At 61.3% G+C, this 15,664-nt stretch carries 14 protein-coding genes; 13 read left to right on the top strand and 1 reads right to left on the bottom strand.

Going from position 1 to position 15,664, the window contains the following annotated elements; all coding sequences use genetic code 11:
- Positions 1–145 precede the first annotated feature (145 nt).
- From ACZ9J7_RS15800 to ACZ9J7_RS15850, 11 genes are all read left to right on the top strand, one after another.
- Positions 146–799, top strand: coding sequence for a TetR/AcrR family transcriptional regulator (locus ACZ9J7_RS15800; RefSeq protein ID WP_476210727.1), 654 nt, complete (start codon positions 146–148; stop codon positions 797–799).
- Positions 800–919: 120 nt separating this feature from the next.
- Positions 920–2,713, top strand: a complete 1,794-nt coding sequence (locus ACZ9J7_RS15805; RefSeq protein WP_476210728.1) for an ABC transporter substrate-binding protein — start codon at positions 920–922, stop codon at positions 2,711–2,713.
- A gap of 116 nt (positions 2,714–2,829) precedes the next feature.
- Complete coding sequence (locus ACZ9J7_RS15810; protein WP_476210729.1) at positions 2,830–3,771, top strand: ABC transporter permease; 942 nt, start codon at positions 2,830–2,832, stop codon at positions 3,769–3,771.
- A complete protein-coding gene (locus ACZ9J7_RS15815) occupies positions 3,768–5,552 on the top strand; it encodes a dipeptide/oligopeptide/nickel ABC transporter permease/ATP-binding protein (protein ID WP_476210730.1) in 1,785 nt (594 codons plus the stop codon). The genes ACZ9J7_RS15810 and ACZ9J7_RS15815 overlap by 4 nt, the downstream gene beginning before the upstream one ends.
- Positions 5,549–6,409: an ATP-binding cassette domain-containing protein gene (locus ACZ9J7_RS15820; protein WP_476210731.1), complete on the top strand. Its 861-nt coding sequence runs from the start codon at positions 5,549–5,551 to the stop codon at positions 6,407–6,409. Before ACZ9J7_RS15815 ends, ACZ9J7_RS15820 begins: the two co-directional genes overlap by 4 nt.
- Positions 6,409–7,890 carry a glycoside hydrolase family 43 protein gene (locus tag ACZ9J7_RS15825; RefSeq protein WP_476210733.1) on the top strand — a complete coding sequence of 494 codons (1,482 nt, stop codon included), beginning with the start codon at positions 6,409–6,411 and terminating at the stop codon, positions 7,888–7,890. Before ACZ9J7_RS15820 ends, ACZ9J7_RS15825 begins: the two co-directional genes overlap by 1 nt.
- Positions 7,891–7,910: 20 nt before the next feature.
- The gene (locus ACZ9J7_RS15830) at positions 7,911–9,008 is read left to right on the top strand and encodes a Gfo/Idh/MocA family protein (protein ID WP_476210734.1); all 1,098 of its coding nucleotides are present in this window, start codon (positions 7,911–7,913) and stop codon (positions 9,006–9,008) included.
- Positions 9,009–9,083: 75 nt separating this feature from the next.
- Positions 9,084–10,940 (top strand): beta-glucuronidase, encoded by a 1,857-nt coding sequence (gene uidA, locus ACZ9J7_RS15835; protein WP_476210735.1) that lies wholly within the window; start codon positions 9,084–9,086, stop codon positions 10,938–10,940.
- Positions 10,937–11,974 (top strand): SDR family NAD(P)-dependent oxidoreductase, encoded by a 1,038-nt coding sequence (locus ACZ9J7_RS15840; RefSeq protein WP_476210736.1) that lies wholly within the window; start codon positions 10,937–10,939, stop codon positions 11,972–11,974. The genes uidA and ACZ9J7_RS15840 overlap by 4 nt, the downstream gene beginning before the upstream one ends.
- Positions 11,975–12,446: 472 nt before the next feature.
- Positions 12,447–12,650 carry a hypothetical protein gene (locus ACZ9J7_RS15845; protein ID WP_476210738.1) on the top strand — a complete coding sequence of 68 codons (204 nt, stop codon included), beginning with the start codon at positions 12,447–12,449 and terminating at the stop codon, positions 12,648–12,650.
- A 957-nt stretch (positions 12,651–13,607) separates the two neighbouring features.
- On the top strand, positions 13,608–14,066 hold the full coding sequence (locus ACZ9J7_RS15850) for a hypothetical protein (RefSeq protein ID WP_476210739.1): 459 nt from the start codon (positions 13,608–13,610) through the stop codon (positions 14,064–14,066).
- Positions 14,067–14,203: 137 nt separating this feature from the next.
- Here the strand turns inward: ACZ9J7_RS15850 and ACZ9J7_RS15855 are convergent, their stop codons facing one another.
- Positions 14,204–14,596 (bottom strand): hypothetical protein, encoded by a 393-nt coding sequence (locus tag ACZ9J7_RS15855; protein WP_476210740.1) that lies wholly within the window; start codon positions 14,594–14,596, stop codon positions 14,204–14,206.
- A gap of 234 nt (positions 14,597–14,830) precedes the next feature.
- Here ACZ9J7_RS15855 and ACZ9J7_RS15860 point away from each other — a divergent pair, with 234 nt between their 5' ends.
- Positions 14,831–15,190: a DUF2750 domain-containing protein gene (locus tag ACZ9J7_RS15860; RefSeq protein WP_476210742.1), complete on the top strand. Its 360-nt coding sequence runs from the start codon at positions 14,831–14,833 to the stop codon at positions 15,188–15,190.
- Entirely contained in the window at positions 15,187–15,609 is a 423-nt protein-coding gene (locus ACZ9J7_RS15865) for an ankyrin repeat domain-containing protein (RefSeq protein WP_476210743.1), read from the top strand. The genes ACZ9J7_RS15860 and ACZ9J7_RS15865 overlap by 4 nt, the downstream gene beginning before the upstream one ends.
- Positions 15,610–15,664: the final 55 nt, after the last annotated feature.

Genomic DNA, 15,664 nt, shown 5'->3' on the forward strand with positions numbered 1-15,664 from the left:
GGGAAGAAGGCCTGCGCGATCATTCATCGGAAATATCCGAGCGGCAGTCGGTTTTTGGCGGGATAGGGGCTCGTGGCACACAAGGTTTTCAGCAAAATGTGGAGAAACTATAGTGTAAGGCTCAGTTTTACCCTAGTCTTGAGCTATGGAATCGACGACGACCCGTGCACGAAAGCCGTACGCCAAGACAGTTGAACGGCGGTCGGCCATTGCACGTGCCGCTCTCGACATCGTCCTTGAGAAGGGGCACCGCGCCCTTACGACGTCGGAAGTTGCCTCCCGGGCAGGTATGAGTGAGACCGCAATGCTGTATCACTTCCCTACGCGGGATCACATCCTCGTTGCGGCCATGGAGTTGGCCAATCAGGACAGCCGGACGTTGCTGACGCGTGAGCTCCTGGGCAGAGACGCGGAACGGGACGAATGGCCGGCACGGGCGCTTGCGGGTCTTAGCTCGGAGGATATTGCAGTGACGCGGCTCTTCTTCGCGCTCAGCGCCGAGGCTGTGAACCCCGACCATCCGGCACACGGGTTCCTGAAGGACCATCAGGAGCGCGCAATTGCCGAGTTCGCGAAAGGTATCCAAAGACGGCAGGCGGACGGGTTTGCCCTGCCGGGCCTGGATCCTCAGGTCGTTGCCCGCAAAGTGGTGGCTGTTTGGAGCGGGTTGCGCATGCAATGGCTGATCAATCCATCCTTCGACTTGGCTTCGGAAGTTTCTCAAGCGTTCAAGGCGCTGACAGGGCAACCGGTAATGGAAGCCAAGCGCAAAATCGCAGAGGTAATATCAGAAATGTAGTTCTCTCTATCTGGGCGGCGTGGGGCCTTAGTTAGCCCCGCCGGGCAATTACCGGCGGCACGCAGGGATTATGAACCTTGCCAGCGCCACAATTACTTAATATTTCTTCCATTCGAGCCTATGAAGCGCGCGCAACCCGCGGCGGTGGGCAGCTTTGCCGCGTCTAATTCCTCTTTTTATATGACCTTTAGACTCGGTAAAAATATTGCAAGTAAATTTGATGGCAACCGGTTGTCTTTAGTGGCGTTGAATGCTTTCATTGTGATGCGGCTCACCACGATTAACCCGGGTGACGGATTAGCCCCTGAATTCGCACTACCTCCATATCCCCAATTGACAAAGGAGTCTCCCGACATGATTTCTGTCTTGTCCCGAGCGAAATCGCTGACACGCGCAGCGTCTGCCGCAACGGCTGTTGCTGCTCTGCTGGCGACCGCGGCCTGCTCATCCCCGTCCGCTGGCTCGTCCACACAGCAGGCGCCGTCCCGTGACGAAGAGCTGAGCATTGCCGTGCAGGCACCGCCGGCGTCCCTGGACCCATCCCAGCTTGCCGAGGGACAGCAGTCCTACGTGTGGGCCTCGGTCTTTGACACCCTCTTGATGGTCGACAAGAACGGGAAGGCCCAACCGAATGCTGCAGAAAGCTGGAAGTACTCGGAGGATCTGCGCACTCTGACCCTCAAACTTCGTGGCGATCTGAAGTTCAGTACGGGGGCCCCTGTCACGTCAAAAGACGTTGTCGCCACTCTTGAACGGACCCGGGCCACTCCTGGCCAGCAGCAGTCCAAACTTGCAAAAGTGACATCAGTATCGGCGCCGGATGCTTCAACTGTTGCCATTCAGCTGTCCTCCCCTGAGCCGTCCCTGTTGAACTACCTGGCTCAGGCCACGGGCGTGATCGGGGATGCTCAGTCGTTGTCGTCGGCCACGACGAAGCTTCGCCCGACGGGGTCGGGTCCTTACGTGTTGTCTGACGCCACTGTCGACGGTACCGAGTACGTCATGGAGCGACGCGACGATTATTGGAACGCGGCAGCGTTCCCCTTCAAAACTGTCAAGGTGAGGGTCATCGCGGACCGGACCGCGCAATACAACGCGCTCCAGGCAGGCGAAGTGAAAGCGGCTCTTATTCAAGCTCCGCAGCGAAAGCAGGCTGAAGGCGCCGGCTTTACGGTGAAGGAGGTGCAGGCGACTGCTGCGCTCCTTCTCGTCCTGGCTGACCGGAAGGGCGAACTCGTCCCGGCACTGGCAGATGAGAGGGTCCGACAGGCCATCAACATGGCCTTTGACCGTGAGCAGATCGTGAAAGGACTCCTCAACGGGGTGGGCAAACCGACGGTCCAGGTGTTCAACCCCAACGGCGACGCATACAACTCCGCACTTGAGGACACCTACGGCTTCGATAAGGAGAAGGCGCGCAAACTTCTGGCAGACGCAGGTTACCCGAACGGGTTCTCCATGACGATGCCCAGCACCGTCGTCTCGCAAAACTTTGAACCCGTCATTAGCCAGGCATTGGCTGACATCGGGATCAAGGTGACCTGGGAGCCCGTGCCCCCACAAAACACGGCTGCGTCGGTCGCCTCGAAGAAGTATCCGGCCGTGCTCTGGTTCGCGGGCCTCAACGAGGCGGGACGCGAGGTAGGAGACATGTACACCCCCCAGGCATTCCTGAACCCGTTCAAGTGGGAGGACCCTGAATTCGACAAGTTGCTCCAGGACGTTGCCAATGAACCAAACGACGGCGCGCGAGCGGACCTCTACAAAAAGATCAGCGAGTACACCGTCAAGCACGCTTTGAACGCGCCGATCGCGTATGTCGGCACGCTCTGGGCGACCGCCCCCGGCGTCGACTTCCTCCCCTCGGTGGTCGTATTGCCCACGGTCCGCGACTTCGCGGTATCCGGCCACTAGCTCAACCCCTGGCGAGGCCCGGCGCACACGCCGGGCCTTGCCCACCATTCCCCTTTCCGTGAATTACACACCATAAGGAGATCAAAGATGCCAGCGGAAATATTACGGGGCAACGCATGATCGGTTACGCACTGCGTCGCCTTGGCGCCGGCATCGTCCTGGCGCTACTGGTCACCATGATCACGTTCTTCCTCCTCAGCGGCTCCCTGGAATCCGTCGCCCGCGAACGCCTGGGAAGCGCAGCCACCCCCGAGTCCATCAAAGACCTCATGACCAAGCTCGGCTTCGACCGGCCCGCCCTTGTCCAATACCTGGATTGGCTTGGATCAGTACTGACTGGCAACTTCGGAACTTCCCTCTTCACCAGCCAGCCGGTCGCACCCGCCGTAGCTTCCCGTTTGGGTGTCACCCTTTCCCTTGTAGTCACAGCGCTGATCATCAGCGTCATCATCAGCGTCGCCCTGGGTGTCTGGGCGGCCTCACGGGGCGGCGTAGCCGACAAAGTTTCCCAGGGCTTGTCACTGGTCGGCCACATCGTCCCCGGTCTGCTCATTGCCATTGCCCTCGTGGCAGTCCTGGCCGTGAACCTGAAGCTGCTTCCGGCAACCGGCTTCACCCCCTTCGCGCAAAACCCCGCCAAGTGGGCTGCATCGATCACCATTCCTGTGATTGTGCTGGTCATTGGGGGAGTGGCCAACATGGCCGCCCAAGTACGCGGATCCATGATCGATGAACTCCGGAAGGACTACGTACGCACGCTGCGAACACGCGGCATACGCACCCGGTCCATCGTCCTGCGCCACGCGCTGCGGAACGCAGCGAGCCCGGCACTGACAGTCCTGTCCCTTGAATTCATCCAAATGCTGGGCGGCGCGCTCATCATCGAAAACGTGTTCGCGCTACCCGGGTATGGCCAGTACGCGTTCAACGCATCCCTTCAGGGCGACATCCCCGTCATCATGGGCATCACATTGTTCGGCGTCATGCTCGTCGTGACCGTGAACCTCATTACCGATGTAGTAAACGGCTGGCTCAACCCGAAGGCGAGAATCTATTGAGCATCGAAGAACTCAGCGTTGACCCCGGACTGGCAACCCCGCCAAGGAAATCTCCGGTGCGGAAACTCCTCAAAGACCCCCAGGCGGTCATCACCTCCGTGCTGCTGCTGGTCATCATCGTCCTCGGACTCCTGACCCCGTGGATTGGCCCCCACGACCCCAACGAGGCCCAACTCAACGCGATCAACGCCGCGCCAGGAACGCCCAGTTATCCGCTGGGCGCCGATCAGAACGGCCGCGACATCGCATCCCGGCTCCTCCATTCAATCAACACGAGCATCATCGCAGCCCTGATCGGCGCGAGCGTCGCCCTCGTCATCGGGGTGACCTTCGGCTTGATCGGCGGCTACTTCGGACGGCGGCTGCGCAGTGCGACCGAATGGGTCTTCAGCCTCATCATGACCTTCCCCGGACTCCTGTTGCTCATCGTCCTGATGCCGATCACCAAGGGCGACTACCGCGCCACCATGCTCATCTTTGGTGTATTGCTTTCACCTGGGATTTACCGCCTTGTGCGGAACCTCGTCGTCGGCGTGAAGAATGAGTTGTACGTGGATGCCGCAAGGGTATCCGGGCTGTCCAACCTAAGGATCCTGGCCCGGCACGTCCTCTTTGTCGTCCGCGGCCCCATAATCATCGCCGCCGCGTTCCTGGCCGGGTCCGCCATCAGCCTCCAGTCCGGGCTTGCCTTTCTGGGTGTCGGGTCGAACCTCGTTCCCAGCTTCGGCGCGATGATCGCGGACGGCTTCACCAACCTGTACGTCGACCCGACCCAATTCATCTGGCCCAGCGTTCTGCTCGGTACCCTCACAGCTTCCCTCGTCCTGCTCGGCAACTCCCTGCGGGACGCCTTCGAGGGTGTGAAACTGAAACCGTCAAAATTGGCCAGGCCCAAAGTTGAGAACAAGACCGAGGGTGCCGGAAGCGACGGTTCCGGGGAGCTGTTGTCGGTGAAGGACCTGGTTGTTGCCTATCCCACGCCGTCCGGCCAACTGAAGGAGGTCGTAAAAGGGGTCAGCCTCAACCTCCGCGCAGGGGAGATCCTTGGCCTGGTCGGTGAGTCCGGTTCAGGCAAGACCCAAACCGCCTTCTCTGTCCTTGGGGTGCTCCCGTCGGAGGCAGTGGTGGTGCGTGGCTCCATTAAGTTGGAGGGACGGGAACTGCTCGGCCTCCGGGAGCAGGACCTGCGGGCCCTGCGCGGCCGCGGGATTTCCTACATACCGCAGGAGCCCATGTCGAACCTGGACCCCTCGTACACTGTCGGCGCCCAACTCGTGGAAGGCCTCCGCGCCTCCTCCCGCATCTCCGGGGCGGATGCGAAAGCCAGGGTGCTCGCACTGCTGGAGCGCGTGGGAATCCAGGATCCCCCACGGACGTTCGGGTCCTACCCTCACCAGATTTCCGGCGGAATGGCGCAGCGCGTCCTGATTGCCGGTGCGGTGGCAAGCCGTCCGAAACTTCTCATCGCCGATGAACCCACAACCGCACTCGATGTGACAGTTCAAGCCGAAATCCTTGACCTGCTCCGGGACCTCCAGGCTGAACTGAACATGGCGGTCCTGCTCGTCACGCACAACTTCGGTGTGGTCGCCGACATCTGCGATCGGATCGCCGTGATGCAGGACGGCCAGATTGTCGAATCGGGCACGGCCCTGGAGCTGTTCCGCGAACCCAAGCACCGTTATACACAAATGCTCCTTGGCTCAATCCTTGACGAACACACCGTACGAACCGACCCGCCAGTGCCCGTCGCTGCGGCTTCTGGGGAGAGAAACTCATGACGACGCCACTACTGGACGTGACTGACCTTCGCGTCGCCTTCACCGGCCGGGGATTCCGTCCCAAGTCAATCGAGGTCCTGCATGGGGTTTCCCTGAGCATCGGCGAGGGGGAAACGCTGGGCGTCGTGGGCGAATCCGGGTCCGGAAAAACCACCATCGGGCGGGCGGTCCTGGGTCTGGTAACGCCCAGTGGGGGCCGCATCACTGTCAAAGGCTCCGACATCACCCACGCCAGCCCTAAAGACCGCCGAATCCTGTCCAAAGACATTCAGGTTGTCTTTCAGGACCCATATACGTCGCTGAACCCTTCACTGACCATCGGGGATACCCTGAGCGAACCCCTCGTAGTCCAAGGCGCAACCGCCAGCGAGGCAAGAACCCGCGTCCAAATGCTGCTGGACCAGGTAGGTCTCCCGCGCGACGCCGCAGAGCGCCTGCCGCGGGAGTTCAGCGGCGGACAGCGTCAACGAGTCGCCATCGCCCGCGCCCTGGCCCCCGAGCCCAAACTCATCGTCTGCGATGAGCCGGTCTCGGCCCTGGACCTTTCCACACAAGCCCGGGTTATGGACCTGTTCATCGACATCCAACGCCAGACCGGAGTCGCCTACCTGTTCATTTCCCATGACCTGGCGGTCGTGCGCCACATCAGCCACCGTGTCAGTGTCGTCTACAGGGGAGACATCGTCGAAACAGGACCAGCGGACCTGGTTACGTCTACCCCTGAACACCCCTACACACAGAAACTGTTGCTCGCGGCGCCGATAGCAGACCCAGTGGAGCAGGAGAAACGCCGCGCCGAACGCCACCGGTTGGCCGAGCTCCACCGCGAACAGAACGTTCAGGCAGGAGTCGCATGATGGGGACAACACCCATACTCCCGGGTTTCCATCCTGACCCCTCGATCTGCCGGGTAGGTGAAGACTTTTACCTCATCAACTCAAGCTTCGAGTACTTCCCGGGCGTACCAATATTCACCAGCAGGGACCTGCGCACCTGGCGACAGATCGGTAACGTCCTGGACCGCGAAAGCCAGCTCAACGTCAGTCCCGGCCTCTCCGGGGCGGGCAAAGGCATCTACGCACCGACCATCCGTTTTCACGGCGGAAGGTTCTGGATGACAACAACCAATATCACAGACGTGGCCAAGGGACACCTCATTGTTCACGCCGAGGACCCGGCCGGCCCCTGGAGCGAACCGGTCTATACAAGGGGAGTCATTGGATGGGATCCGGACCTGTCCTGGGACGAGGACGGGCACTGCCACCTGGCCTGGGCGGACCCGCAGGGCGGCATCGGGCACGCCCTGGTCGACCCACTCAGCGGCCGGTTGTTGTCCGAGACCGAACTGATCTGGCGGGGCACCGGGCTCTCCTCCCCTGAGGGCCCCCACCTCTTCCGCAAGAACGGCTGGTGGTACCTCCTGGTCGCCGAAGGCGGAACAGGTCCCGGCCATGCGGTCACCATCGGTCGCGCCCGTTCGGTCACGGGCCCTTACGAGGCTCATCCTGAGGGCCCGATCCTCACGCACCGCAGCACCTCCCGCCCGGTCCAGAACACCGGCCACGCCGACATGGTCGAACTCCATGACGGCACCTGGGCCATGGTCTATCTGGGCGTACGCCCGCGAGGGGAATTCCCGCGCTTCCACGTCAACGGACGCGAGACGTTCCTCTCCGGCGTGGATTGGAGCGACGAGTGGCCGGTGATCATCCCGGACCGATACCAGGAAACCCAGCCCGCCACCTCTTTTATTGACGATTTCACCGAGCCGGAATTGCATCCGCGCTGGATCTCCCCGGGCGTCCCTCCCGGCAGTTTCTGCCGGTCAGACGAAAACGGAGGCCTCATGTTGAATGCTGGGCGGAGGCCCGAGGACAGGGAAGCCAAGCGGCTGCTGGCGGTCAGGGCAAGGGACGCCGAGTGGCAGGTTAACGTGGACGCGCCCGCCGGTGACCTGGCCCTCATCCTCCGCGTGGATGACTCACACTGGGCGGGGGTTGAGCGCCGCGGTGACGTCATATCCGCCCGCACTGTCATTGGGCCGCTGGACCAGACTCTCGCATCAGCGACCGGCATTCCGCCGACAGCACCCCTTGCACTTCGCGCGGTGCGAAATCCTCACCAGCACGGCGTCCGTATAGGGCCGGACAGGGTTGAGCTCGGCTATGCACAGGACGGGTTCCAATTACTCGCGACGATCGATGGCCGGTACCTGTCCACGGAAGTAGCGGGCGGATTCACGGGAAGAGTCATCGGACTGGAAGCGCTTGACGGACCGGCACGTGTGGAGCGCTTTGAATACCTGGCAGACGCCACCGACCCCGCTGCCCCTGAATAGCCGGCAACGTCAGGCAGCAGGTGCCCATCGCGCCGCTGTTTCTTCAATCCTTTACCCCGACTTTGATAGGGAAACCCATGGACCGAACGCCTCCTCATCCCCAAGGCCTGTTACGGTGGGCCATCGCCGGGGCCGGCACCATCTCCCGCAGCATCGTGCCCGATCTGCAGCTCATTCCCGGCAACCACATAGAGGTCGTCTTCAGCAGGGACCACGCCAACGCGGCCCGGTTCGCCCACGAATTTGGTGTGGCACGTTGGACCAACGACTACACATCATTGATCACGGATCCACTGGTCGACGTGCTGTATCTCGCCACGCCCTTTGCCACCCACGCTGCGATGGCCCGTCAGGCGCTGCTGGCAGGCAAACATGTGATCATCGAAAAGCCCATGGCCACGAACACACACGAGGTCGAGGAACTCTTCGCCCTCGCTGACAACCGGGGCCTGTTCCTGATGGAAGCCATGTGGATGAAATTCAACCCCGCATTCCAGCACCTTTTTGAACTCCTGGATTCCGGGATCATCGGAAAACCAGCAAGCCTGCGCGCCGGGTTCGGCTTTCCCCTGATCCCTGACAGCGGCAGCAGGTGGGACGTGGCACGCAGCGGCGGAACACTTCTGGATCAAGGCATCTACCCTGTCACGCTGGCCCACGCGATCTTCGGCGGACCGACAAACATCCATGCCCGCGGACGGCTCAGAGCCGACGGCCTCGACTTCGCTGAACACTTCACCCTTGACTTCGAGGACGGCCGATTCGCCCAATGCGCGAGTTCAATGACGGAATTCGTCGATCCGTCCGCCGCCATCAGCGGCACCAAGGGATGGATCACCCTCCCCGGCATGTTCTGGACATCGACAACCCTGCTTGTCCACGCGGGGTCCTGGGCCGCAATGTTCGCACCGGAGCCAATAGAACATCACCGCGAAGGCAACGGATACGTCCCCATGCTCCGCGCCGCCGGGGAAGCCATCCGCTCCGGAGCAACGCAGCATCCGACACATCCCGCGACCGACACAGTTGCGGTGTTCCAAACGCTCGACACCATCCGTCAACAGGTTGAGGAATCAGCCGCAACGGCTGTATGCGATGGCCAAACCACACATGTCTGAATCAAGGGATGGCCGGATGCCGCAGAACTATCCCAGTTCATCAACCCGTACCAATAATCACCAGGAGGACACGCAGTGCTAAAGCCCCGCCCTACAACTACCCGAGAACTTGTAAACCTCGATGGACTCTGGCGCTTCGCCATTGACGGCTCAGATGTATCGGAGCCCTGGACCGGGACTCTGGAAACCAACCTTGAGGCCCCGGTGCCGTCCAGTTACAACGACCTCTTTACCGACCAGAAGATCCGTGACCACGTGGGGTGGGTGTGGTACCAGCGAACAGTACGTGTGCCCCGCGGCTGGAAAGGGGAGCGGGTGCTTCTGCGGCTGGACGCAGCCACGCACGAAGGCCAAGTTTACGTCGACGACGTTTTGGTTGCCCGCCACATAGGGGGCTACACGCCCTTCGAAGCCGACATCACCGACCACGTCACCCCCGGCGGAGAATTCCGCCTCACGGTGGGAGTGAACAACGAGCTGACCAGCGCGACCATTCCCCCCGGCAGCATCACAGCCACCCGGGACGGACGGCGCCAGCAAATTTACCTGCATGATTTCTACAACTACGCTGGTCTGGCCAGGTCCGTGTGGCTCTACAGCAAGCCTCAGCGCCATATCGGCGACATCACCATCGTCACCGGTGTCATCGGCCAGACAGGTGTCGTCGACTATTCCGTAACGGCCAGCCATGAGACGGGCGTCCGCGTCCGCGCCCTGGATGCCGCAGGACACGAAGTCGCCACAGCAGAAGGAAGCAACGGGACCCTCAGCATTGATGCCGTCAGGCTCTGGCAGCCGGGTGCCGCCTACCTCTACGACCTCGTAGTCGAGCTCCTCGACGGCGACGAGGTGATCGACAGCTACACCGAACCGTTCGGCGTCAGGACCGTCGAAGTCCGTGGAACCGAATTCCTCATCAACGGCAAGCCCTTCTACTTCACCGGGTTCGGCAAACACGAGGATACGGCGGTCCGCGGCAAGGGCCATGACAACGCATACCTGGTACACGACTTCCAGCTGCTCGACTGGGTGGGCGCGAACTCCTTCAGAACCTCGCACTACCCGTACGCCGAGGAGGTGCTGGAATTCGCCGACCGCCACGGCATCGTCATCGTTGACGAAACCGCCGCAGTCGGGCTGAACCTGGGAGTCCAAGGCGGACTCACCGGGATAGGCCCCAAGCCCACCTTTTCACCGGAAACTTTCAACCATGAGACCCAGGCCGCCCACGCGCAGCACCTTCGTGAAGTCATCGCCCGGGACAAGAACCACCCCAGCGTGGTGATGTGGAGCATCGCCAACGAGCCGGCCTCCAACGAGGAAGGAGCCCGGGAATTCTTCGAACCTCTCGTGAAGCTCGCGCGGGAACTGGACCCCACCCGTCCGCTGACCTACGCCGCGGTTATGTTCGCCACCTTCCAGAACGACAAGATCGCCGACCTCTTCGACGTCCTCAGCATCAACCGCTACTACGGCTGGTACGTATTCACTGGTGACCTTGCAACGGCGGAACAGTACCTCGAAACGGATCTGCGCGGCTGGGTGCAGGCCTTCGGCAAACCCATCATGATGAGCGAATACGGGGCCGACACTATGCCAGGGCAACACTCCGTGTGGGACATGCCCTGGAGCGAGGAATACCAGCAGTCCTACCTCACCATGAACCACCGCGTCTTTGACAGGATCGAGGCCTTCATCGGAGAACACGTTTGGAACTTCGCCGACTTCCAAACCTCCAACGGCATCCACCGCGTGGACGGCAACAGAAAAGGCATCTTCACCCGAGACCGCAAGCCGAAAGCAGCAGCCCACACCCTCCGCGCGCGCTGGAGGGGCCTCGATGGCACCAAACCCTCCGCGAACGAATCAGCAGTAGCCGACGACGCAAAGACAACCGGCTTCCCCGTACCGGCTCTGGAAGGAGCAAAATGACCGAAACCACACAAGCCCTGACCGGTTCCCGTTCCATCCGGGAATGGCTGGACCATCCGGTAGGAGGCCCGCTGCTGCGGGGAATGCTCGCTGCTGCCGGGCAGGACGAAACAGCCCTCAAACCCATTGAACACTTCGCCCTCCAAAAGCTGGTCGAACTCGGCGGCGGCCAGTTCCCGCAAACACTCCTTGATCATCTGGTGCGCGAAGTCAACGGGGGAGTGCTCCCGGAGAACGAACCGGAGGACGATCATGCCACTGCCCAGGGAGGGCAGTGGGCGGAACGCATATCGGACGGGCGGTTCGCCGGCAAGACCGTGATCGTCACAGGGGCCGCCTCGGGCATAGGACGTGCGACCGCTTCCAGGATCGCGCGGGAAGGGGGCAGGGTCGTCGCCGTAGACATCGCCGCTGACCGGCTCGACGCGCTGGTCACTGCCCACCCGGAAGAAGACATCGTCCCGGTGCAGGCAGACATCACCCAGGATCAGGACATAGCCAGGATCGTTGACGCCGCCGGAGCCCGAATTGACGCGTTGGCAAATGTCGCCGGGATTATGGACGACATGACACCGCTGCATGAGGTTTCGGACGAGGTCTGGAGCAGGGTGTTCGCGGTCAACGTCAATGGGATGTTCCGCCTGACCCGGGCAGTTATTCCCTCGATGATTGCCGCGGGGCAGGGATCAATCGTCAACGTCGCTTCCGAGGCCGCCCTCCGCGGCAACTCCGCCGGTCTGGCGTACACTGCTTCCAAACATGCTGTACTCGGAGTGACACGCAGTACCGCGTTCATGTACGCCCCGCAAGGTATCAGAGTCAATGCAGTAGCCCCTGGTCCGGTAGCGACAGGAATTGAAGCCACCTTCAGCTCCGAGCTCGGCGCAAAACGGCTCGGCCCGTTCATGCAGATGATCCCTCCCGTAGCAGAAGCGTCCCAGTTAGCCGCGTCAATCACTTTCCTCCTCAGTGATGACGGAACGAACATCTCCGGCGCTGTCCTGCCCTCAGACGGTGCCTGGTCTGTGCAATAAAGAACCGGGTCTGGAAGGCTGCGGTAAGGTGCCTAACTGCCGGCACCTTCCCGCAGCACCACAGAGCCCCCGCCACGGCGGGGCGGGGAGCCCCGCTGTCTCCGCACTGCATCGAACACTGGGAATCCTTCATGAGCAACACCTCCTGCAGTCATCCCTAGCGCGCCACCCCAGCAACGGCTGTGGTCGTTGTTCAACGGGAGTGTCTGAATAACGGTGGATCCGGGGTTGGCCTTACACTCCGGGGGTTGCCTGGCGGGGAGGACTGATCATGAGCGGATATCGGCTCGGATCTCGTTTTCGTGGATTTCCGGTGACTGCAAGGACTCGAGTGCAGTTCCATGCTTCCGCTGCGTTTATGGAGAAGTGATCCGGAGCCCCCGCCACCAGTGGTGTTGGCGCCATAGAAGTCAACCTCTCAAGCGGCACTTCCAAGGAGGTAGGGTGTGCGCTAGCCGACGAAGGAGTCACGATGAGCTACAAATATCGAACTGTTCGGGTTCGCGGTACCGAGCTGGTTGGAACAATTGCCAGGAAGCACGGGAGTGCGGCTGAAATCTACGAAACGTTCAAAGACCTGAGCACATCAGTAGTTCCGGTGTTCTTCGAGACAACGGGCGAGATCCGTTTCTTCGACAGGTCAGTGCTGGAGGACGTCGCGGCGCCAGCCACTTAACCCGCTAGGCATACCGGGGCGGCCACACTGGCCCGGCGTGTGGGACCCATTTCACGGGCAAGTGGGGGTGTGGACAATGTTCACACGTTCGCCGTCGAAATGGGTCGAACATCGGTCGGACGGCTTCGGATTCCGCATGTTTTCGCGGCTTCCCAGTGTTTGCAGGGGCTGGAATGTAGTTCGAGTCCCACCTCGGGCACAAAGTTTTCCCTCGCCAGAGGCTTTTTTGCTTTGACGTGTGTACAAAGCTTGCGCTGGGGCGCTTCTGACGCTAGGTGTACGGGCTTTGGCCTGGCTGCCACGTAGCCTATGCAGCTGTGTGGGGTGGCGGGGTCAAGTCCCGGGCTGGTGGGGCTTCCGCCTGCTGAGCTGCGGTTATACGGTTCCTCGTTCCGGTTTCGTTAGGTGGGCCGCGGTGGCCTACACCTATTCATGCGCCGCGGGAGTGGGAACAGCATGACTTCAGCGATCTCCCTATGGGATTTGCCCAGGAGGCGGTCTTAGGCGTACACACCCGTGTCTCGCGCCGAGCTTTGTCCTGCCAAAGAGCGTGTGGACAGTGTCCACACTCACGCCTGCATATTGGCGGGCCAGCGGACTTGAGTCCGATGTCAGGTCGGCCATAAACCTTTCGATCACGGTGCCTGAAATGTAGTTCTTGAACCACAACGTGGCTGTGATTTGGGGCGGCGATGAATGGCGAGCTTCAGCGCGCCCTACATATCGCCTTCGGATGTCCCGTCGCGGCTGTAAGAGGCAGTCAGTCCAGCTTTGGCCTGCTGGCCGCTGTCTCGAAACGCTAGGGTTTCGAGGCGCAGAGGTTACGAGACACTTGAGTCAGATCTGAAGACGAGCCGGTGTACGTAAGGGGATCCTTGACCGCCCCTCAACGATCACCCTGTGGGACATTCATTCCGGAGGTGAGGGGCCGGGCGGCACCGGGACTAGGGTTTTCCCATGAAACAGGAAACTGGAAATGTGCGCCTGATGTTCTTGCGCGACCAAGTGGGGTTGGTACCCAGCGAGAACTATCCGGATGTAGCGGCGGATTTGCTTGTTGAGGGCTATGACTCTCCCACGCTTCGCGAACTGGCCGGACACCTACGGAATGACCCACGTGGGGCCGCTGATTTATGGGTCCAGGTCCGGGAGGAGTTGGGCAAGCCCTATGAGGACGACGGCGAAGCCCGGCGCGCATTGGTTCGGCACTGGCTCCAACAAATCGTTGCCGGCGTCCTCGAACCCTACAACGGGGCAAATCTCATTCTTGGCCATGCTTGGCACGAACTAGGGCAGCCCGTGGAGTTGAAATATTTGGTTGTCCTTCGTGACGACTGGGACGACATGCCGCAAAGCCGGGAGGATATTTCCAACAAGATTGTGGAGACGGCGCACGAAGTGTTGATGGATTGGTAGTCCGTCGAGGGCTGGTGATAGCAAGAAAGGCTCACCCGCCCTGTGGGGGATCGGCTTACGCACGGTCCACGCCAGGCTGAAGCCTTTCAGCAGAATTCGTTGTCTAGGGACAATGAAGTTACGAAAGCTTCGCCAGGTCACTCGATCGGCATGTCTGCCCAGTTGTGCGGGGTCCAGTCCACGGGACAACCGCATTCCTCCATCGAGAGGAGGACCGGACCGGAATCGTGGGGCGACCAGAAGGTAAACCACACACTTGGGTCCGCGGTGACAATCTCGATTTCCCAGATGACGGGCGGGAACAGGCGGTGCCGGCGCTTGGAGAAGACCTCCTTGACCTGGCTCCGCGGCACAATCCAGGGGCCGATGCGGAAAAGGTCCAGGCCGCGTCCGTGAAACTCCAGCTGCTCCGGGGTGACGACGAAACGAAGCCAGGGAGTGCCGGCTTGAAACTGGTAGTTGCTGTAGCCCCCGCCGATGAACTCGTATCGCACTCCCCGAGCAAAGATGCCGTTATCGGTGTCCTCCACGAACGTCAGCCTAGGCTCTATTCTTGCGTGCCATAAGGGAATGCGCCGGGCAGAGGCACCCTCTTCGACGCCGACGGACGGCAACGTGCCCAGCAATGAGAACGGTATGGACCAGAACAGGGTTCCATTTCGGGATCCTTCACCCCGGCCGCGCCTTGGCCCTGTCCACGGTCCGGCGCCTATGAGGGTTTCGTGGGCTGCTTGCTGGCCTGCCTTGCGTCATAGGCTGTGGGAATGAGTGTCAGCGCAGCGCATGCAACTGTCTTCTACGAAGAGATCGTCAAGAACGGTGAGGTGTGGGCGATCCGCGATGCAGGTGGCCTCCCGGCCCCGCTCAACGGGGATGGTGATCGCAGCATGCCTTTCTGGTCCCTTCGGAGCAGAGCAGAGCGCGTTATCGCGAATGTCTCCGACTACAGGGACTTCGAACCGATGGCCATCCGCTTGGGCGCGTGGCGCACCCGCTGGATCGACGGCCTCGAGGGTGACGGGATTCTCGTGGGCCTCAATTGGACAGGTGCTCGGGCGACAGGTTATGACTTCAGACCAGCGGAAGTGCGCATCCGACTTGGCGCTATCGAGAATATGGAATGAACGTGGACAACGAGCCGAGGCACCGGGTGGAGCCTGCCGGCCGTTCTCCACTCCACTACGCTGCGCTGGAAGACGATGCCGAGGCAATAGGACGGTTGCTAGCCGCGGGATCGTCGCCTGACGTTGTGGACCGCCAGGGCTTCACGCCGCTTCATCTCGCAGCGCAGGAATTCGCCCCTGCGGCGGCTGACTCTCTGATCGAGGCAGGAGCAAAGGTCGACCCGGAGAACGTCTTCGGCAACACATCACTTTGGATCGCCGTATTTAATTCCAAAGGTCGGGGTGAGCTGATCGGACTGCTCCGTGCCCACGGCGCTGACCCGCTGCACGTCAACGCAAGCGGGCAGACGCCGGTCGGCCTAGCAAGGCTCATTGGCAACTACGACGTAGCGCAGTACTTCCAGGACATACCCGGATAGCAGCCTGGCGGCATTCCTGACAGCCCCTCCTCATTGGCACGCTGACGGATCCCCT

Source organism: Pseudarthrobacter sp. TE9888 (assembly GCF_056279345.1).